Origin of the sequence: Halomonas sp. RT37, assembly GCF_040070525.1 — a bacterium.
Classification (GTDB): domain Bacteria; phylum Pseudomonadota; class Gammaproteobacteria; order Pseudomonadales; family Halomonadaceae; genus Halomonas; species Halomonas litopenaei.
In genome coordinates, this window is record NZ_CP098827.1 from 279,522 (window position 1) to 299,903 (window position 20,382).

General features: G+C 64.5%; 18 protein-coding genes and 2 tRNA genes. 16 read left to right on the forward strand and 4 right to left on the reverse strand.

Annotated features, from left to right (window positions below):
- Window positions 1-44: 44 nt before the first annotated feature.
- The 16 genes from folP (at window position 45) to NFG58_RS01335 (ending at window position 16,083) form a co-directional block, all read left to right on the forward strand.
- The gene (gene folP, locus NFG58_RS01260) at window positions 45-839 is read left to right on the forward strand and encodes a dihydropteroate synthase (RefSeq protein ID WP_108131904.1); all 795 of its coding nucleotides are present in this window, start codon (window positions 45-47) and stop codon (window positions 837-839) included.
- Entirely contained in the window at window positions 832-2,181 is a 1,350-nt protein-coding gene (gene glmM / locus NFG58_RS01265) for a phosphoglucosamine mutase (protein WP_348827436.1), read from the forward strand. The genes folP and glmM overlap by 8 nt, the downstream gene beginning before the upstream one ends.
- Window positions 2,182-2,363: 182 nt before the next feature.
- Window positions 2,364-3,110 (forward strand): triose-phosphate isomerase, encoded by a 747-nt coding sequence (gene tpiA / locus NFG58_RS01270; protein ID WP_045992271.1) that lies wholly within the window; start codon window positions 2,364-2,366, stop codon window positions 3,108-3,110.
- Window positions 3,111-3,114: 4 nt separating this feature from the next.
- Window positions 3,115-3,549 carry a preprotein translocase subunit SecG gene (gene secG / locus NFG58_RS01275; RefSeq protein WP_045992270.1) on the forward strand — a complete coding sequence of 145 codons (435 nt, stop codon included), beginning with the start codon at window positions 3,115-3,117 and terminating at the stop codon, window positions 3,547-3,549.
- A gap of 17 nt (window positions 3,550-3,566) precedes the next feature.
- Window positions 3,567-3,653, forward strand: a tRNA-Leu gene (locus NFG58_RS01280).
- A gap of 136 nt (window positions 3,654-3,789) precedes the next feature.
- Window positions 3,790-3,866 (forward strand) — tRNA-Met (locus tag NFG58_RS01285).
- 211 nt (window positions 3,867-4,077) lie between these two features.
- Window positions 4,078-4,539, forward strand: coding sequence for a ribosome maturation factor RimP (gene rimP, locus NFG58_RS01290; RefSeq protein WP_045992269.1), 462 nt, complete (start codon window positions 4,078-4,080; stop codon window positions 4,537-4,539).
- A 73-nt stretch (window positions 4,540-4,612) separates the two neighbouring features.
- A complete protein-coding gene (nusA, locus tag NFG58_RS01295) occupies window positions 4,613-6,106 on the forward strand; it encodes a transcription termination factor NusA (protein ID WP_348827437.1) in 1,494 nt (497 codons plus the stop codon).
- Window positions 6,107-6,133: 27 nt separating this feature from the next.
- Entirely contained in the window at window positions 6,134-8,671 is a 2,538-nt protein-coding gene (infB, locus tag NFG58_RS01300; RefSeq protein WP_045992267.1) for a translation initiation factor IF-2, read from the forward strand.
- A 21-nt stretch (window positions 8,672-8,692) separates the two neighbouring features.
- Window positions 8,693-9,109 (forward strand): 30S ribosome-binding factor RbfA, encoded by a 417-nt coding sequence (rbfA, locus tag NFG58_RS01305; RefSeq protein WP_108131787.1) that lies wholly within the window; start codon window positions 8,693-8,695, stop codon window positions 9,107-9,109.
- Entirely contained in the window at window positions 9,109-10,062 is a 954-nt protein-coding gene (gene truB, locus NFG58_RS01310) for a tRNA pseudouridine(55) synthase TruB (RefSeq protein WP_222516166.1), read from the forward strand. Before rbfA ends, truB begins: the two co-directional genes overlap by 1 nt.
- A 90-nt stretch (window positions 10,063-10,152) precedes the next feature.
- Window positions 10,153-10,422, forward strand: a complete 270-nt coding sequence (rpsO, locus tag NFG58_RS01315) for a 30S ribosomal protein S15 (protein WP_045992264.1) — start codon at window positions 10,153-10,155, stop codon at window positions 10,420-10,422.
- Window positions 10,423-10,656: 234 nt separating this feature from the next.
- Window positions 10,657-12,789 (forward strand): polyribonucleotide nucleotidyltransferase, encoded by a 2,133-nt coding sequence (gene pnp, locus NFG58_RS01320; protein ID WP_045992263.1) that lies wholly within the window; start codon window positions 10,657-10,659, stop codon window positions 12,787-12,789.
- A gap of 109 nt (window positions 12,790-12,898) precedes the next feature.
- Entirely contained in the window at window positions 12,899-14,131 is a 1,233-nt protein-coding gene (locus NFG58_RS01325; protein ID WP_348827438.1) for an MFS transporter, read from the forward strand.
- Window positions 14,132-14,246: 115 nt separating this feature from the next.
- The gene (locus tag NFG58_RS01330; protein ID WP_348827439.1) at window positions 14,247-14,549 is read left to right on the forward strand and encodes a hypothetical protein; all 303 of its coding nucleotides are present in this window, start codon (window positions 14,247-14,249) and stop codon (window positions 14,547-14,549) included.
- A complete protein-coding gene (locus NFG58_RS01335; RefSeq protein WP_348827440.1) occupies window positions 14,542-16,083 on the forward strand; it encodes a sodium:solute symporter family protein in 1,542 nt (513 codons plus the stop codon). The genes NFG58_RS01330 and NFG58_RS01335 overlap by 8 nt, the downstream gene beginning before the upstream one ends.
- Window positions 16,084-16,244: 161 nt before the next feature.
- Here the strand turns inward: NFG58_RS01335 and NFG58_RS01340 are convergent, their stop codons facing one another.
- The 4 genes from NFG58_RS01340 to NFG58_RS01355 form a co-directional block, all read right to left on the reverse strand.
- Entirely contained in the window at window positions 16,245-17,420 is a 1,176-nt protein-coding gene (locus NFG58_RS01340; RefSeq protein ID WP_348827441.1) for an acetyl-CoA C-acetyltransferase, read from the reverse strand.
- Window positions 17,421-17,661: 241 nt separating this feature from the next.
- Window positions 17,662-18,369: an HAD-IA family hydrolase gene (locus tag NFG58_RS01345; protein WP_108450006.1), complete on the reverse strand. Its 708-nt coding sequence runs from the start codon at window positions 18,367-18,369 to the stop codon at window positions 17,662-17,664.
- A gap of 58 nt (window positions 18,370-18,427) precedes the next feature.
- Window positions 18,428-19,735, reverse strand: a complete 1,308-nt coding sequence (locus NFG58_RS01350; protein ID WP_348827442.1) for a TRAP transporter large permease — start codon at window positions 19,733-19,735, stop codon at window positions 18,428-18,430.
- Complete coding sequence (locus tag NFG58_RS01355; RefSeq protein ID WP_108131779.1) at window positions 19,732-20,337, reverse strand: TRAP transporter small permease; 606 nt, start codon at window positions 20,335-20,337, stop codon at window positions 19,732-19,734. The genes NFG58_RS01350 and NFG58_RS01355 overlap by 4 nt, the downstream gene beginning before the upstream one ends.
- Window positions 20,338-20,382 lie beyond the last annotated feature (45 nt).

The window sequence follows — 20,382 nt, forward strand, 5'->3', positions numbered from 1 at the left end:
TGCCCTGTGGTCGACACCGCCTCGATCTGACCTTTCCCCGCATCATGGGGATCCTCAACGTCACTCCCGATTCCTTTTCTGACGGTGGCCATCACGTGGTCATCGACGACGCCCTGCGCCATGCCGAACAGATGCTTGCCGAGGGTGCCGCCATCATCGACGTGGGCGGCGAGTCCACGCGGCCCGGTGCGACGCCGGTCACCGCGCAGCAGGAGCTCGACCGGGTGATCCCGGTGGTCGAGGCGCTGGTACGGGAGCTGGATGCCCTGGTGTCGGTGGATACCTCGACGCCGGAGGTCATGCGCGAAAGCGCCCAGGCCGGGGCTGGCATGATCAATGATGTGCGCAACCTGCGTCGTGAGGGCGCCGTCGCGGCGGCGACCGGCACCGGGCTGCCGGTGGTGCTGATGCATATGCTCGGCGAGCCGGGCGACATGCAGGACGCGCCCCGTTATGACAGGCCGGTGGAGGAAGAGGTCGCAGACTTCCTCGAAAGGCGCATCGCCGAGTGCGAGGCCGCCGGTCTCAAGCGAGAGCGACTGTTGCTTGACCCAGGTTTTGGCTTCGCCAAGACCGTGGAGCATAATCTTCGCCTGTTGCATCGCCTGGAGCGCCTGGAAGCCCTGGGGCTTCCGCTGCTGGTGGGGATGTCGCGCAAGAGCATGATCGGCAAGGTGCTCGACCGTGCGGTCGAGGAGCGCCTGTCGGGCGGTCTGGCCTTGTCGGCACTGGCGGTGGAGCGAGGCGCACGGATACTACGCGTTCACGATGTGGGGCCCCATGTGGACGCGGTGAACATGACCTGGGCCGTTCTCGAGGAAGGAGAACACCATGGCTAGACGCTATTTTGGCACGGATGGCATTCGCGGTACTGTCGGTCAGGCGCCGATCACGCCGGACTTCATGCTCAAGCTGGGCTGGGCTACCGGCCGCGTGCTCGAGCCACGCCGTCAGCGGGCGCGGGTACTGATCGGCAAGGACACCCGGATCTCCGGCTACATGTTCGAGTCGGCCCTCGAGGCGGGACTTTCGGCGGCGGGCGTTGACGTGATGCTGCTCGGTCCGATGCCGACACCGGGTATCGCCTACCTGACGCGGACCTTTCGCGCGGATGCGGGGATCGTCATCTCCGCTTCCCACAACGCCTACCAGGACAACGGCATCAAGTTCTTCTCGGCCGAGGGCGCCAAGCTGGGCGATGAGATCGAGGAGCGCATCGAGCGCGCACTGGATGAGACCCTGACCACGGTGTCACCGGGGGAGTTGGGCAAGGCCAGCCGGGTCGACGACGCCGCCGGGCGCTATATCGAGTTCTGCAAGTCGACGATCCCCGACCGGGTCAACCTGCACGGCCTGCGTATCGTGCTGGACTGCGCCCATGGCGCGACGTATCACATCGCGCCGGCGGTGTTCAAGGAGCTCGGGGCCAAGGTCAGCCTGGTCGGGGCCGAGCCCGACGGCCTCAATATCAACCAGGAGGTGGGCTCGACCCATCCCGCGGCGCTGCGCGCGGCGGTGATCCAGCAAGGCGCCGATCTGGGTATCGCCTTCGATGGCGACGGCGATCGAGTACTGATGGTGGACGCCGACGGTCACGAGATCGACGGTGACGACATGCTCTACCTGATCGCCAAGGACCGTCACGAGCGTGGCGAGTTGGGTGGTGGTGTGGTCGGTACCCTGATGAGCAACTTCGGGCTGGCTGCAGCGCTGGAGTCCATGGGCGTGCCCTTCGAGCGTGCCAAGGTCGGCGATCGCTACGTGATGGAGCGCCTGGCCGCCAACGACTGGCAGCTGGGTGGCGAGTCCTCGGGGCATATCGTCTGTCGCCACGTGCAGACCACCGGCGACGGTATCGTCTCGGCGCTGCAGGTGCTGTCCTACATGGTGCGTGAGGAAAAGCCGCTGTCACGTCTGCTGCACGGCTTCGAGAAGGCGCCCCAGTCGCTGGTCAACGTGCGCTTGTCGGCGGGCGTCGACGCCAAGGCGGTGATGGCCGACCCGAATCTCGAACAGGCCACCCGTGCGGTCGAGGCCGAGCTTGGCGATGAGGGCCGCGTGCTGCTGCGCCCCTCGGGTACCGAGCCGCTGATTCGCGTCATGGTCGAGGGGCGCCCTCATCTGGATGTCGAAGGGCTGGCCAGGCGTCTGGCCGATGACGTGCGTGAGCTGGTCGGCTGAACCCTGATCTCACCGCCCGGTTTCGCGGTGCCATGACGCGAGGCCTGGTGGACCCTGATGCCGGCGAGAGCGCCTTGTCGGCTTGCTCCAGCGCGGGACCGAAGGCTTCGATCCCGCGGCAAATCTTGTCTTGACAGGGCCGCTCCTATACCATTTCGGCCCACCTTGAAAGAGGATGTTCCATGCGTGCACCGCTGATCGCCGGCAACTGGAAGATGAATGGCTCGCTGAGCCTGATCGATACCTTCGCCGAGGCGCTGTCCGGCGCCGAATTGCCGCAGGCGGTGACGCTGGCCCTGGCGGTTCCCTTTCCCTATGTCGGGGTGGCCAGGGAGCGGTTGCCGCAGAGCGTCAGGCTGGCCGGCCAGACCCTGAGCGACCAGCCGAGCGGAGCCTTCACCGGCGAGGTGAGCGGCGCCATGCTTGCAGACGTCGGCGCCGACATGGTGCTGGTCGGACACTCCGAGCGGCGCACCCTGTTCGGTGAAGACGACGCGGCGGTGCTGGCACGGGTGCAGGCCGCGCTGGGTCAGGGGCTGACGCCGGTGCTGTGCCTGGGGGAAACCCTGGAAGAGCGCGACGCCGAGCGTACCGAGGCGGTGGTGCTCGGTCAGCTCGAGGCGGTGATGGAAGCCCTCGACGGTGACGAGCGCGCGCGCCTGGTATTGGCCTACGAGCCGGTCTGGGCGATCGGCACCGGTCGTACCGCAACGCCTGAGCAGGCGCAGCAGGTGCATGCGGCGATTCGTGCACGACTCGAACGTTACGATGGCGCCCTGGCGGCGTCCATGCAGGTTCTCTACGGCGGCAGCATGAAGCCCGACAACGCGGCGGAATTGCTGGCCCAACCGGACATCGACGGCGGCCTGATCGGCGGAGCATCGCTGAAGGTCGACGATTTTCTAGCCATTTGTCAGTCAGCAGGTTGAATCCATGCAAGTTGCCATTCTCATGATCCATGTGGCGATCGCCATCGCCCTGGTCGTTCTTATCCTGCTGCAGCAGGGCAAGGGCGCCGATGCCGGCGCCTCCTTCGGTGGCGGTGCCTCCCAGACCGTCTTCGGTTCCCGTGGCAGCGGCAGTTTCCTGTCCAAGGCGACCGGGGCGCTGGCGGCGTGCTTCTTCGCCACTTCCCTGACCCTGGCCTACTTCGCCTCCGAGGCGGGCAATTCCGCGCCAGAAGCGGGTATTCCCGACGCCGAGGTGATCGAGCAGCAGAACAGCGCGCCGACCCTGGATGACGAAAGCACCCAGAACAGTGCGCCTGCGCTTGAGGAAGAAAGTCAGGAAAATTCTGCGCCTACGCTTGACGAAGGTTCAAGCGACGTGGATAATGCAGCGCCAGTGCTGGAGGACAGCCAAGGCTGATCTCCGGAACTCCCCTAGCCGAAGTGGTGGAATTGGTAGACACGCTATCTTGAGGGGGTAGTGACCTTACGGTCGTGCGGGTTCAAGTCCCGCCTTCGGCACCATCCTCGTCTTCTGCAATGACGGCGTGGATGACAAGCTCTCCCGGTGATGACCGGTGATCTTCTCTCAGGGTTGGCGGTTCGGTGAAATGCCTTGACGCCCTGGTCAAGGCGCAGTATACTCACCGGCCTAGATTGATGCGGGGTGGAGCAGTCTGGTAGCTCGTCGGGCTCATAACCCGAAGGTCATCGGTTCAAATCCGGTCCCCGCTACCATCTTCTTGGCAGGCATGCAGGTATCCTCAAGGGGCATGCGAACTTCTGCCAGATGGTGACAGGTTTCTTGGAAAAAGCCCCTTCCTGTGAAGGGGCTTTTTGTTAGCAGCTTGCCGGGGCTCGCCCGGCGGCGCGAACGCCAATCAGCCACCTGACTTTCCTGTTCACTCCCGGCCAGGTGCTGATGCAACGGCTGTAGGAGCTTTCATTCGTGGCGACCAAAGATGCTGCGCTCAATGCGTTGATCGAACCGGTGGTAACGGCCATGGGGTTCGAGCTCTGGGGTATCGACTATCTGTCCCAGGGAAAACATTCCCGTCTGGTGATTTACATCGATCACGCCGATGGCGTCAGTGTCGACAACTGTGCCGATATCAGTCGACAGGTCAGCGCCATCATGGATGTCGAGGATCCCATCGCCGGGGAGTACCGTCTCGAGGTGTCTTCGCCCGGGATGGATCGTCCGCTGTTCCGTCTCGATCAGTTCTCCCGTTACGCTGGCCATCACGTGGCTCTGAAGCTGCGCGCTCCCTTCGAGGGTCGGCGCAAGTTCCAGGGCGTGCTCGCCGGAACCGAGGGTGACGAGGTGCTGGTGCAGATCGACGGTGAGGAATACTGCTTTCCGATCGACGGCATCGATCAGGCGCGGGTGGTTCCTCAGTTTGACGAGTGACGCTCACTGATGCGCGACGACTGATGCGCGACAAGAGAGAACAAGGATCGGTTTTTTGGCGAGGCTTTAAGGCATGAGTAAAGAAATTCTGGCGGTCGTTGACGCGATCTCCAACGAGAAGGGTGTCCCCCGCGAGGTCATCTTCGAAGCCGTCGAGGCGGCGCTGGCCAGTGCCTCGCGCAAGCGCTTCGAGGATGAGGAAGCCAGCGTCCGCGTACACATCGACCGGATGACCGGCGAGTACGAGACCTTCCGCCGCTGGGTGGTGGTCGAGGACGATGACTTCGACGGACCCGGCGCCGAGATCAAGCTGACCTTCGCCGAAAAGCGGGATCCGCCGCTGGGCCTGGGTGACGTGGTCGAGGAGCGCATCGAGAATGCGGCCTTCGGTCGTATCGCCGCCCAGACCGCCAAGCAGGTCATCGTGCAGAAGGTGCGCGAGGCCGAGCGTGCCGAGGTCGTGCGCATCTATGCCGAGCGTGAAGGTGAACTGGTCGCGGGTATCGTCAAGAAGACGACACGTGACGGCCTGATCATTGACCTGGGCGACAACGCCGAGGCCTTCCTGCCACGCAGCGAGATGATCCCCGGTGAGCGCTACCGCATGAACGAGCGGGTGCGCGCACTGCTGGTCAAGGTCGACGCCGAGGCGCGTGGCGCCCAGTTGATCCTGTCGCGCACCAACCCGCAGATGATCATTGAGCTGTTCAAGATCGAGGTTCCCGAGATCGCCGAGCAGCTTATCGAGATCAAGGGTGCGGCGCGTGATCCGGGCTCCCGGGCCAAGATCGCGGTCAAGACCAACGACCGTCGCATCGACCCGGTGGGCGCCTGCGTCGGCATGCGCGGTTCGCGCGTGCAGGCGGTGTCCTCGGAGCTGCAGAACGAACGCGTCGACATCGTGCTGTGGGACGACAATCCCGCACAGCTGGTGATCAACGCCATGGCCCCGGCCGACGTCGCCTCCATCCTGGTGGATGAGGATGCCCACGCCATGGACGTGGCCGTCGCCGAGGACAACCTGGCCCAGGCCATCGGCCGTAGTGGCCAGAACGTGCGTCTCGCGTCCGAGCTGACCGGCTGGCGTATCAACGTCATGACCGAAGCCGACGCCGAGGCCAAGCGCGACCAGGAAATCGACAGTCTGGTCGAGCACTTCGTTCAGCACCTGGACATCGATGATGATGTCGCTCGGCTGCTGGTCGAGGAAGGTTTCACCTCGCTTGAAGAGGTGGCCTACGTACCGGTCGAGGAAATGCTGGAAATCGAAGAGTTCGACGAAGACCTCATCGAGGAGCTTCGAGCTCGCGCCAAGGACGAGCTCTTGAACCTGGCCATTGCCTCCGAGGAGGAACTGGACGGAGCCCAGCCGGCGGATGATCTGCTGGAGATGGACGGAATGGAGCGCCATCTGGCCTTCATCCTGGCCAGCCGTGGCATCAAGACCATGGAAGATCTGGCTGAACAGTCTGTCGATGATCTGGTGGACATCGAAGAGGTGGACGAAGAGCGCGCCGCGGCATTGATCATGACCGCCCGTGCGCCTTGGTTCGAGAGCGAACAGTAACAGGGTCACGGGCTGAGGAGGGTCGTAATGTCAGAGATGACCGTTAAGGATTTTGCAGCGAAGGTGGGGCGTGAAGTGCCCCGTCTGCTGGAACAGATGAAAGAAGCCGGACTCGAGCACAAGTCGGAAGCCGACGCCGTGTCTGAGGAAGACAAGCGCAAGCTGTTGGACTTTCTGACCAAGAGCCATGGCGGTGGCAGCGGTGTGGGCGCGGCTGCGCGCAATCGCATCACCCTGACCCGCAAGACGCGCAGCAAGATCAAGACCAGCGAGCGCGGCAAGACCATCGAGGTTCAGGTCCGCAAGAAGCGCACCTACGTCAAGCGTGACGAGGCCCAGGAAGAAGCCCCGGCGCCGGTCGAGGACCACGGTCCGCGTCAGCTGGTCGGCGACATGGCCGATTCCCGTGCACGTCGCGAGGCTCAGGAGGCCGAAGAAGCCAAGCAGCGCGCCGAGCAGAAGGCGAGCCAGGACGCCGAGCAGGCCGCCAAGGCCAAGCGCGAGGCCGAAGAGGCCGCCGTCGTGCCCGACATTCCGGTGCCCGAGCTCGACACCTCTGCTCCGGCTGGCGACGAGCCGCCGGCGCCGCCCAAGGAAGGTCGTGGCGACGTGCGTCGTGCCGCCGTCAAGAAGGCCGCCGCCAAGACCGGCAAGAAAGGCCGTGGCGAGCGTGACGACGATGATCGCAGCGACCGCGAAGAGCGTCGTCGTGGCGGTGGCAAGAAGGCCAAGCGCGCCGAGCGTCGTGGCAGCCGTCGTGGCGGCAGCCAGGGCAACGGCAAGCATGGCTTCCAGAAGCCGACCCAGCCGATCGTGCGTGAGGTCTCGATTCCCGAGTCCATCTCGGTGGCCGAACTGGCCGACAAGATGTCGATCAAGGCCAACGAGGTCATCAAGGCCATGTTCACCATGGGCGCCGCGGTGACCATCAACCAGACCATCGACCAGGACACCGCGGCTATCGTGGTGGAAGAAATGGGCCACACGCCCAAGCTGGTCAAGGACGATGCCCTCGAGACCGAAGTGCTCGAAGCCATCTCCTACGAGGGCGAGGAAATCACCCGCTCTCCGGTGGTCACGGTCATGGGTCACGTCGACCACGGCAAGACCTCGCTGCTCGACTACATTCGTCGTGCCAAGGTGGCCACCGGTGAAGCCGGCGGTATCACCCAGCACATCGGTGCCTATCACGTCGAGGACGACAGCGACGGTGTGACCTTCCTCGACACCCCTGGTCACGCGGCGTTTACCGCCATGCGTGCCCGTGGTGCCAAGGCCACCGACGTGGTCATCCTGGTGGTGGCGGCCGACGACGGCGTCATGCCCCAGACCATCGAGGCGGTGGAGCACTCCAAGGCTGCCGAAGTGCCGATGGTGGTCGCGGTCAACAAGATCGACAAGCCGGAAGCCGATCCCGACCGGGTCAAGAACGAGCTGTCCCAGCACGGCGTGATCTCCGAGGAGTGGGGTGGCGACACCCAGTTCGTCCACGTCTCCGCCAAGTCTGGTGAAGGCATCGAGGAGCTGCTGGAAGCCGTTCACCTGGTCTCCGAGGTGCTCGAGCTCAAGGCGGTGCCGAGCGCACCCGGCAAGGGTGTGGTGGTCGAGTCTCGCCTCGACAAGGGCCGAGGCCCGGTGGCCACCGTGCTGGTCCAGAACGGTACCCTGAAGAAGGGCGACATCGTACTGGCCGGTCTGCACTACGGCCGTGTGCGTGCCCTGACCAACGAACTCGGCAAGCAGGTCGACGCCGTGGGTCCCGCCATGCCGGTGGAGATCCAGGGTCTCGATGGCACCCCGGAAGCCGGTGACGACTTCATGGTCGTGGCCGACGAGAAGAAGGCGCGTGAAGTCGCCAACTTCCGCCAGGGCAAGTACCGCGAGATTCGCCTGGCACGCCAGCAGAAGGCCAAGCTGGAGAACATGTTCTCCCAGATGGGCCAGAGCGAGGCCGCCAAGGTCAACATCGTGCTCAAGGCCGACGTCCAGGGTTCCCTGGAAGCGATCAAGGGCGCCCTCGAGGAGCTGTCCACCGACGAGGTGCAGGTGTCCGTGGTGTCCTCCGGCGTTGGCGGTATCACCGGTACCGATGCCAACCTGGCACTGGCCAGTGAGGCCATCGTGGTCGGCTTCAACGTGCGTGCCGATGCGGCCGCCCGCGAGATCATCGAGCGTGAAGGTCTGGAGCTGCGCTACTACAGCGTCATCTACCACCTGATCGACGAGGTCAAGCAGGCCATGAGCGGCATGCTCGAGCCCGAGTGGAAGGAAGAGATCGTCGGTATCGCCGAGGTCCGTGACGTCTTCCGCGCGCCCAAGATCGGTGCCGTGGCTGGCTGCATGGTGGTCGAGGGTACGGTCTTCCGTAACAAGAAGATCCGCGTGCTGCGCGACAACGTGGTCATCTACGAAGGCGAGCTCGAGTCGCTGCGCCGCTTCAAGGACGACGTCCAGGAAGTGCGCAACGGCATGGAGTGTGGCATCGGGGTGAAGAACTACAACGATGTCCAGGTCAACGACAAGATCGAGGTCTTTGACCAGGTCAAGGTCGAGCGCACGCTGTAAGCGTTCGAGGAGTCGTCATCCATGCGCGAATTCAAGCGTACCGACCGAGTGGCCGACCAGCTCCAGAAGGAGCTGGCGGTCCTGATCCAGCGCGAGGTCAAGGACCCGCGCCTGGGGATGGTCACCGTGAGCGGGGTCGAGGTCAGTCGTGACCTCGGCTACGCCGACGTCCATATCACCCTGCTGGGTGAGCAGGACCCGGAACGGATCAAGGAAAACCTCAAGGTGCTCAAGCGCGCCGGTGGTTTCCTGCGTAGCCAGGTGGCGCGTCGCATCAAGCTACGTCACGTGCCGGAACTGCGCTTTCACTATGACGAAAGCGTGGTGCGTGGTCAGCACCTGTCATCGCTGATCGAAGAGGCGGTGGCCAGCGATCGCTCTCGCCAACCCGAGGGGGATGACGAGAACGACAGCGGCGAGGACGGGGCCAAGGACTGATGGCCCGTCGTCGTCGAGGACTGCCGATCGATGGTGTACTGCTGCTGGACAAGCCCAAGGGCATGTCCAGCAACTTTGCACTGCAGCGGGCGAGGCGCCTGTACCAGGCCCAGAAGGCCGGTCATACCGGTACCCTGGATCCCATGGCGACAGGTCTTCTGCCGGTGCTGTTCGGCGAGGCCACCAAGTTTTCCAACCAGCTGCTCGAAGCCGACAAGGTGTACCGCACCCGGGTCGAGCTCGGGCAGAGCACCGATACCGGTGACGCCGAAGGCGAGGTCATCGCCGAGGCGCCGGTGCCGGCGCTGGAGCACAGCGACGTCGCGTCGGTAGTGGCGAATTTCATCGGCGAGCAGGATCAACTGCCGCCGATGTATTCCGCGCTCAAGCACCAGGGGCGCAAGCTCTACGAACTGGCGCGAGAGGGCAAAAGCGTAGATCGTGCAACCCGGCGGATAAGGGTGTATGATGCTCGGCTACTTTCCGCCAGCCTCGAGGGCGAGTCCCCAGGATTCGACCTGGAGGTCCGGGTCAGCAAAGGCACCTATGTGCGTACGCTGGCCGAGGACATGGCCAAGGCGCTGGGTTGCGAAGGGCATATCTCGCAGCTCAGACGGCTGAAGACCGGCCCCTTCGATGCCGACGGCATGGTCGATTTCGACACGCTCGAGGCCCAGGACGACGGCCAGCGCCAAGCGCGCCTGGCACCGATCGACAGTCTGCTTCAACACCTCCCGGCTCATCGCCTCAGTGAGGCAGGTGTCCAGGCCCTGCGCTTTGGACGCCCGGCACGCGGTGAGCTCGAGGGCGGCGATTCGGCCATGGCCGAGGAGTCGTTGTATCGCCTCTATCAGGGTGAGTCCTTTATCGGTCTCGGTCTGGTCGAGCCTACCGGGGATATCGTGCCCCGGCGCCTTCTGAGCACGTTCGTCGCGGGCTCAGGGCAAGACTGACCCCCTCAAGGGGTTGCGGCAGCTGGAGACTGCAAATATGCGTGGTCTCCGACATTCATCATTCAGGCATATTGCTTACTGGAGAGACAGATGGCACTTACCGCCGAACAGAAGGCCGAAATCGTCAACGAATACGGCCGTGGTGACAGCGACACCGGTTCCCCCGAGGTTCAGGTGGCCCTGCTCAGCGCCAACATCAACGGCCTGCAGGATCACTTCAAGACCAACAAGCAGGATCACCACTCCCGTCGTGGCCTGATCCGCATGGTCAACCAGCGCCGCAAGCTGCTTGACTACCTCAAGCGCAAGGACTTCGAGCGCTATCAGTCCCTGATCCAGCGTCTGGGTCTGCGTCGCTAAGACGTATTTGCAGCAAGCGCGACAAGGCTTCCTTCGGGAAGCGGCGTCAGACAACGGGCAGCCCCACGGGGCTGCCCGTTGTCGTTGGTGGTACAGCGTTGTGCGCGGTCGCGGCAGGCAGCGGCGGCCACTTGAAACTCCCTTGACCTTTGTGGTGGCCCTCACGGGCTTGACCCCCTAAAATAGTCGCCGAGTCAAAAACGACCCAAACATCGAAAAGTAAAGGAAGTCGCCGTGAATCCGGTCAAGAAGACGTTTCAGTACGGTCGCAGCACCGTCACCCTGGAAACCGGGCGCATCGCCCGCCAGGCCACCGGTGCCGTGATGGTCACCATGGACGACACCGTGGTGCTGTGCACCGTGGTGGCCAGAAAGGAGGCCAACCCGAGCCAGCCTTTCTTCCCGTTGTCTGTCCACTACCAGGAAAAGACCTACGCGGTCGGCAAGATTCCCGGCGGCTTCTTCAAGCGTGAAGGGCGTCCCACCGAGAAGGAAACCCTCACCTCGCGACTGATCGACCGTCCGATCCGTCCGCTGTTCCCCAAGGGCTTCATGAACGAAGTCCAGGTCATCTGTACCGTGCTGTCCACCGATCGCAACCACGATCCGGACATCGCCGCGATGATCGGCACCTCGGCGGCGCTGGCGATTTCCGGCGTGCCCTTCAATGGTCCCATCGGCGCCGCTCGTGTGGGCTTCAATGAAGAGCGTGGCTACTTCCTCAACCCGACCGTCGAGGAGCTCGGCGGCTCCGAGCTGAACATGGTCGTGGCCGGTACCGAGAAGGCCGTGCTGATGGTCGAGTCCGAGGCCGAAGAGCTGCTCGAGGACGAGATGCTGGGCGCCGTGCTGTTCGGCCACCAGGAAATGCAGACCGTCATCCAGGCGATCAACGAGCTGACCGCCGAGGCCGGCAAGGCCAAGTGGGAGTGGCAGCCCGCCGCCGAGAATACCGCGCTCAAGGAAGCCCTGGCCCAGGGCTTCGAAGCCAAGGTCGGCGAAGCCTACCGCATCACCGACAAGATGCAGCGCCAGGATGCCCTGTCCGCACTCAAGGCCGAGGCCGTCGAGAAGCTGGCCGGTGAAGAAGACGGCAAGTTCGAGGCCTCCGAGGTCGAAGGCGCCTTCGCCGGTCTCGAGAAGCGCGTGGTACGTGCCCGCGTGATCAAGGGCGAGCCGCGTATCGACGGCCGTGACCACAAGACCGTGCGTCCGCTGGCCATCGAGGCCGGCACCCTGCCCAAGACCCACGGCAGCGCCATCTTCACCCGTGGCGAGACCCAGGCGGTGGTGGTCGCGACCCTGGGCACCCTGCGTGACTCCCAGCTGATCGAGTCGCTGGAAGGCGAGCGCAAGGACCGCTTCCTGCTGCACTACAACTTCCCTCCGTACTCGGTGGGCGAGGCTGGCTTCATGGGCGGTCCCAAGCGTCGCGAGATCGGCCACGGTCGTCTGGCCCGTCGTGGTGTCCAGGCCATGCTGCCGGCGGAAGAGGACTTCCCCTACACCATTCGCGTGGTCTCCGAGATCACCGAGTCCAACGGCTCCAGCTCCATGGCCTCTGTCTGCGGCACCTCGCTGGCACTGATGGACGCCGGCGTGCCGATCAAGGCACCGGTAGCGGGTATCGCCATGGGCCTGGTCAAGGACGCTGACGGCTACGCCGTGCTGACCGACATCCTCGGCGACGAGGATCACCTCGGCGACATGGACTTCAAGGTGGCCGGCAGCGCCGAGGGTGTCACCGCCCTGCAGATGGACATCAAGATCGAGGGTATCGATGAGCAGATCATGGAAACGGCCCTGAACCAGGCCCATGAGGCGCGGATCAGCATCCTCGAGCAGATGAACACCGTGATCGCCGAAAGCCGTGCCGAGGTCTCCGACAACGCGCCCTCCATGGCCACCATCAAGATCGACCCGGACAAGATCCGCGACGTCATCGGCAAGGGTGGCGCCACCATCCGCAAGATCTGCGACGACACCGGCGCCTCCATCGATCTGGACGACGACGGCACCGTGCGCATCTACGCCGAGGACAAGAAGGCCGCCAAGAAGGCCATCGATACCGTGCTGGCGATCACCGCCGAGGCGGAAATCGGCAAGCTGTACCGTGGCAAGGTGGTGCGTATCGCCGACTTCGGCGCCTTCGTCAACATCATGCCGGGTACCGACGGCCTGGTGCACATCTCCCAGATCGTGCCCGAGCGCGTCAATGACGTGCGTGACTACCTCAATGAGGGTGACGAGATCGTGGTCAAGGTGCTCGACATCGACAACCGCAATCGCGTCAAGCTGACGATCAAGGAAATGACCGAAGAAGAGAAGGCTGCCTTCGAAGCCGAGGAAGCCGAAACCGAGATCTGATCGCACTCGGTGTCTGACGCCCCCGTCGCTGACGCCACGGGGGCGTTTTTGTGTGTGTCCCGCTGATCTCGGCCTGTCGGCGCGATCACCGGGCGGTAATGAGATGGACATGACGCAACTCGATTCCTCTTCGGCCGCGCCCGCCAAGGCCACCACCCGTCGCCGCGATTGGTGGGCCGTGGTCAGTGTGATGGCCGGCATCTTTCTGCTGGTGACCGCCGAGCAGCTCCCCATCGGGCTGTTGTCCCAGCTCGCTTCCTCGCTGGACGTCAGCGAGGGCAAGGCGGGTTTGATGATCACCGTGCCCGGCGTAGTGGCGGCGTTCGCCGCGCCGCTGTTGCCGGTGGCGGTGGGGCGCCTCGATCGTCGCTACCTGCTGACCGGGCTGATGGCCTTGATGGCCCTGGCCAGTGTCCTCGGTGCGTTGATGGACAGCTTTGGCTGGCTGCTGGCCACCCGGGTGCTGATCGGCTGCTGCATCGGTGGCTTCTGGGCCATCGCCGGCGGACTCGCCGGCAGACTGGTGGCGCTCGAGCAGGTGCCGCAGGCGATGTCGCTGATCTTCAGCGGTGTCGCTGCTGCCACGGTGCTGGGGGTGCCGGCGGGGACCTGGCTGGGCGACGTCAGTGACTGGCGCACCGCCTTCGCCGCTCTTGGCGGGCTGAGTGTGGTGGTGTGCATCGGGCTGTGGCACCTGTTGCCGAGCCTGCCCGCCCGCAAGCCGGTACGACTGGCGAGTCTTGGTGGCCAGCTCAGGGTGCCCGGCGTGTGCATCGGTGCCCTGGCGACCGCGCTTATCGTGGTGGGCCACTTTGGCGCCTATACCTTTGTCAGCCCGATCCTGCAGCGTCTTGGCGGGGTAGCGCTGGGCGACGTCTCTCGCCTGTTGCTGCTGTTCGGTGCGGCGGGACTCGCCGGCAACTTCATTGCCGGTAGCCTCGCCGGTCGCCGGCCCTACCTCACGGTGCTGCTGATACCGCTGGTGCTTGCCGGCACCACGCTGGCCTTTCCCTGGCTGGGTACTGGCCCAACCAGTGCAACCGCACTGCTGATGCTGTGGGGGCTGGTGTTCGGTGGTATCTCGGTCAGCCTGCAGACCTGGATCCTGCGCTCGGCCACCAATCCCGAGGCGGCCACCGCCATGATGGCCTTCGTGTTCAACCTGTCGATCGGCCTCGGCGCCCTGTCCGGCGGCCAGGTGGTGGATGCGCTCGGGCTATCGGCGGTGCTGCTGGCGGCGGGAGGGCTGTTCGTGGCGGCGGCGCTGCTGATCGCGGTGACCCCTGCGCGGGTGGTCAGCCGGCAGGAAACCAGGCCGCCCGGGACGACGTCGCGGACTTGATCCCGGGCATGGCGCAGGGCGTCAGCCCTTATGGCGAGTCGTGGCAGAGGGTAACCTCGGCTCGCTTTCGTTTTGGTTGTTTGATGATGGACTTACCGTGAGTCGAGGAGCCTCGATGTCTTCTTCCCTTGTTGTGCCAGCGAGCCTGCGTGGCTGGCTGGTGCTGGTGGCGGCTGTCGCCGTCTTTGCTGCGGGTATCTGGCCCGTGATCGCGCTGGTCAATCAGGCGCGGCTGGTGCTGGGCCTGCCGGCGCTGGTGGCCTGGAGCTACCTGATCCTGGTCGGCTGTACGCTGACGATGCTGCTGGGCAATCGACTGCTCCATCGAGGTCAGGACGAAGCCGGCGAGCAAGCTGGCAATGGCGAGAAGGGCGCAAGGGTCGGAAAGATGGGAGAGGGCGAGGTCGACGATGAGTGAGTGGTTGCCGCTGAGTCTGACCCTTGGCTACATCCTGCTGGCCCTGATCATCGGCCTGGGCGGTCGCGCCGGGCGCTCGTCGAACGCGCTGGAGGAGTGGGGCGTGGCCGGGCGCAGCATGGGCCCGGTGACGCTGTATCTGTTGATCGCCGCCGGCAGCGTCAGTGCCTACACCTTCATGGGGGCGCCGGGCTGGGCCTACGCCAAGGGCGTGCCGGTGTTCTACGTGGTGGTCTACCTGGGCTATCTGGCACTGGTGGCCTGGTACTTCGGCCCCCGGGTGTGGGCTTTCGGTGCCCACTTCGGCCATGTTACCCAGGCCAGTGCCATCGCCGATCGTTACCAGAGCCCGGGGCTCGGTGCGCTGGCGGCGCTGGTGATGGCGATCGGCTCCTTGGCCTACGCGGTGCTGCAGACCATCGGCTCGGCCTACATCCTCAATGTAATGAGTGGTGGGCGCATCCCGATCTGGCTGGGTGTGGTGATCGTGCTGGGCGCCATTGCGGTCTATCTCACCCTGCGCGGACAGCGGGCCATCGGTCGTACCAACGTCTTCCAGGGCATATTGATGTTCGCGGTGGCCTGGTCCGTCGGTCTGTGGGCCACCCACAGCGCCACCGGCCAGTGGGGGTTTGACGAGGTGTATCGCCAGGCCCTCGCCCAGCGCCCGGAATTTCTGACCCTTCCCGGCGCCGGCGGCGACATGAGCTTCGCCTTCTGGACCACCTCGATCATCGTCTCGATGCTGTCGTTCATGCCGCCGGTGTGGACCCAGTGGATGAGTGCTACCTCGGCGCGCACCCTGCGGCTCTCTGCCACCTGGCTGCCCAGCTACTATCTGGTGATCCTGCCGCTGGTCACGGTGGGCTTTATCGGCGTCTTCGCCCTGCCGGGGCTCGAGCGTGCCGATACCGTGGTGCTCGAGTACGCCATGGCCAACTTGCCAGTGCTGCTGGTAGGGCTGCTCGGCGCCGGCACCCTTGCCGCCTCGATGTCCTCGTCCGAGCCCTTTATCCACTCGGTGGCGCTGAGCCTCAGCCGCGACGTGATCGGGCCCTGGGCAGGCTTCAGCGATGAGCGTGCCGGGCGCTGGGCCAAGCGCTGGATCGTGCCCTTGATGGCGTTGGTGATTGCGCCGCTGGCGATCGCCGAGCCGGGGAGTCTGGTGATGATCCTGCTGATCGGTCTCGGCTTCGCCTCCCAGGTGCTGCCAGCCTTCATCGGCATGTTCTTCTGGCCCCGGGCCAACGCTCGCGGCGTGACCGCCGGCATCCTCGCGGGCTTCGTGGTGACCGTGGCCTGCATCACCCTGTGGCCGCATCCGTTGGGCATCCATGCCGGCTTCTGGGGGCTGTTGGTCAACCTGCCGGTGTTCGCCGTGACGAGCCTTGCAAGCGCCCCTACCGATCGTGCCGTGGTCGAGCGCTTCTTCCGACTGGCGGCGCCGGCCTGGGCGGAAAAGCGGTGGGGAGCCCACCGGGAAGAGCGTCAGGGTCGGGGGACAAGAGGTAGGGCGGTAGACAATGGGGTGTGATCCCTGGCGCCCGAGGCGACAGCGAGCGCGTCCTGGGAGGCGCTCAAAGTGGCATGAAAAAGGCCCCTGCTGGGCAGGGGCCTATCTGGGCAGTGCTTACTTCGCAAGTGCTCGATTGGCGAGGGCCTGTCGGTCAGCGCCCTCTTGCGTCGAGGCGCCGATCAGCGCTCGATGGCGAGCGCCACGCCCTGACCGCCACCGATACACAGGGTAGCAAGGCCCTTCTTGGCGTCGCGGGCGATCATCTCGTGGACCAGGGTCACCAGCACGCGGCAGCCGGAGGCGCCGATCGGGTGGCCGAGGGCGATGGCACCGCCGTTGACGTTGATCTTGTCGGTATCCCAGCCGAGCTCCTTGTTGACCGAGATGGCCTGGGCGGCGAAGGCCTCGTTGGCCTCGACCAGATCCAGCTCATCGATGCTCCAGCCGGCCTTCTCGAGGCAGCGGCGGGTGGCCGGCGCCGGGCCGATGCCCATGATCGCCGGGTCGACGCCGGCGTTGGAGTAGGCCTTGATGCGTGCCAGCGGCTCCAGGCCGAGCTCCTTGGCCTTTTCGGCGGAGCACAGCATGACCACGGCGGCGCCATCGTTGAGCGAGGAGGCGTTGCCGGCGGTCACGGTGCCGTCCTTCTTGAACGCCGGACGCATGGTGCCGAGTTTTTCTGCGGACACTTCGCGGGGGTTCTCGTCGGTGTCGAAGACCACCGGGTCGCCCTTGCGCTGGGGAATCTCGATCGGCACGATCTGGCCCTTGAAGCGGCCTTCCTTGATCGCGGCGGCGGCCTTCTGCTGGGAGGCGGCGGCGAAGGCGTCCATCTCCTCGCGGGTGACACCGTACTTCTCGCCGAGGTTCTCGGCGGTGATGCCCATATGGTAGTTGTTGAAGGCGTCCCACAGGCCGTCATGGACCATGGTATCGATGGCCTTCCAGTCACCCATGCGCTGGCCGTTGCGTGAATTGGGCAGCACGTGCGGGGAAGCCGACATGTTTTCCTGACCGCCGGCGATGATCACCTCGGCGTCGCCGAGCATGATCGCCTGGGCGCCCAGATGCAGGGCCTTGAGGCCGGAGCCGCAGACCTTGTTGATGGTCATGGCGGGCACGGCGTCGGGCAGGCCTGCCTTGATGGACGCCTGACGGGCGGGGTTCTGGCCGACACCTGCGGTCAGCACCTGCCCCAGCAGGACCTCGTCGACCTGTTCCGGCTTGACGCCGGTCTGTGCCAGCACGTCCTTGATCACGGCGGCGCCAAGGTCGCTGGCGGGAATGCCGGCGAGGGAGCCACCGAAGGCGCCAACGGCGGTACGGCGTGCAGCAACGATCACCACTTCTTGCATGGAGTGTCTCCTGACTTTAAGGGGCTGTCCCGTCAGCATAGGGAGCCTTGTGCAACGCGGCAATCCCTGTATGCCCGGTTTCGACGGGGGACTTTAGTATAGCGATCAAGATCAATTCGCGAGCCGTTGTGGTCAATCGCGCATAGAGCGCCGACGATCGCTAAAGTAGCAAAGAGTGGCGAAAAGACCTCCGGTTGGCCTGGGGGGGCCTGGACGAGTGTCTCGCAGCGCCCTGGCCCGGTTACTCGGTGGCGGCGACGCCCCGCTGGTGACCTCGCCGCTCCAGGTTCAAGCGCTCGATGGCTGTCACCAGTTCGCTGGCGTGGGTGATGGCGATGGCGCCCTCCGGGGTGTGCTCCTCGTCGGGAAAGTGGTTGATGTGGATGACCTGCATGCCGGCCTTGAGTCCGGCTTCCACCCCTACCGCAGCGTCGTCGATCACCACGCAGTTCTCCGGTTCGGCGCCCATGCCTTCGGCGGCGGCGAGATACAACCCGGGGTCCGGCTTCCACACCTGCAACTCGTAGGCGCTGTAGAGATTGTCGCCGAAGTGCGGCGCCAGTCCACTGGTTGCCATGGCCAGTCGGATCTTGGCCAGCGGGCCGTTGGAGGCCACCGCCTTGGGGTGGCCGGAAAGCGCTGCAAGGGCTTCCGGGATGCCCGGAACCGGGGTCAGCTCGGCCTTCATGCGCGCGGCCATATTGTCCCGCAGGCGATCCTCCATGACGTCGCGCCGGGCGTCATCGAGGGCGCCGAAGCGTTGCTCGAGTTCGAGCACGATGTCGAGAAAGCGCACGCCGCGAAACTCCTCCATGTACTGCTCGGGCGTGAACGGCAGGCCGAAGTCGGGGAAGGTCTCGGCCATGGCCCGGGCGAGCAGCGGCTCGCTGTCGACCAGGGTGCCGTCGGAGTCGAACAGCAGGCAGAGGGGGGCGGTGGTGTCGGACATGGATACCTCAGAACAGGAGGAAGGCCGCGACAGTGGGGACGGTCGCGGCGGATGATGATCAGACGAAATCCGGCGCGATCAGGCGCGGGATTGCCAGAACGATGTCGGGAAAGACGATCAGCAGCAGAATCACTGCCAGCATTACCGCTAGATACAGCAGGGTGGTGGCGAGCGCTTTCAGCAGCGGAATGCCTCCGATCTTGGCGGAAATCATCAGGCAGAGTCCATAGGGCGGCGTAATGAGGCCGAGCCCCAGCGCCATGACGCCGATGACACCGAATTGCACCGGATGCACCCCGGCCTGCATCGCCAGCGGCTGGAAGATCGGTGCCATGATGGCCATGGCGGGCAGCGAATCCATGAAGGTGCCGATGAGCAGCATCACCAGCGTCATGATGATCAACAGGGTCACCGGGTTGGTGATGTTGACGCCTTCCATCAACTTGGGCGGGATCTGATAGAAGCTGATTAGATAGCCGAAGATGGCCGCGCCCACCAGACTGAAGAGCGAGAGCGAGCACAACCGCACGGTATCGGTCGAGGCATCGAGAACCTGGCGAAAGCTCAGCTCCCGGTAAACGATGAAACCCAGTATCAGAGCGTAAAGCACGGCGATTACCGCCGCTTCGGTGGGGGTTACGATACCCAGGGTAATACCGCCGATGATCACCACCGGGATGCCTGCGGCGAGTAGTCCGTCCTTGCTGGAGCTGGCCAGTTGGCGCCAGCTGGCTCGGGGGCGTACCGGCACCTGGTAGCGCCGCACGTAGCCCATGTTCATCAGCAACTGGGCGACGCCAATCATTACCCCCGGAAGAATCCCGCCCAAGAAGAGCCCGGCGATGGAAGTATTGGTCAGGGCGCCCCATACGATCATGTTGATCGATGGAGGAATGATGATGCCCATGACTGAGGATGCGGCGGTCACGGCCACAGCGAAGTGCGTGGGGTAGCCTTCACGCTGCATGGCCGGGATCAGCACGGTACCGACACCGGCACTGTCGGCGGTGGACGAACCCGACACGCCGGCGAACAGCATGCTGACCATGACGTTGACGTGGGCAAGCGCCCCCTTGACGTGACCGACGAGACGCATGCAAAGAGTGATCAGGCGGTCGGTGATGCGTGCGGCGTTCATCAGATTGCCGGCCAGCAGGAACAACGGCACAGCCAGCAGCACAAAGGAGTCCATGCCGTTGTACATGCGCTGGAACATGACCCAGTAGGTCAGGCGAGGATCGAGGATGACCATGCCTACTGCGGTCAGCACCAGGGCCATGGCGATGGGTACACCAACAACGATAAGCACGCCGAGCAGGCCAAACAGCAGCCATGGCAGGATAAGGATGGCATCCATGGAGATCATGATGGCCTCCCGGCGCCGGTACTCTGTTGAGGCGCATCCAGGTCGAGATGGTGTTCTTGCTGGGCCGCGATGGCCTCCTGCACGGGATCTGGCGTGTTCATGGCGGCTTCCATGGCATCAAGGCCGTCGAGCACGGCCCGGGCCAGACGCTCAAGTGCGAATAGCACAATGAATAGGCCACAGACCATAAAGGCCGAATAGACGAAGATCATTGAAAGCCCCGAGGCGGTAGCGCTGCGGCGCAGGCCTGAGGCGGCGAATTCCTGGCCATACACGACGAAGATGACACCGACTGCAAGGCATGCCAGGTCACGGATCCAGCGGGTTAGGCGATCGGCACGAGTGCCACGGGGAAAGGCCTCGAGTACGAAGTGGTCGGCGTGAAGCACGCCGATGGCGGTTCCCAGCATGATCATCCACTGGAAGGCAAACCGGCTGAATTCTTCGGTCCAGTAAAGGCGTGGCAGCAGCGGCAGGTTCCGGCTGACGATCTGGTAGATGATCATGGCGATAAAACCGAACAGCAACGCCAGCAATATCCAGTGCAGTAGTTTCTCGAGCGCGCGATTCGCGCGCGAGAGCACGTTCAGGAAGAGCCTCATGGTCTCATCCTCTTGAAGGTAGGCACCGGGGCTTGCCCCGGTGCG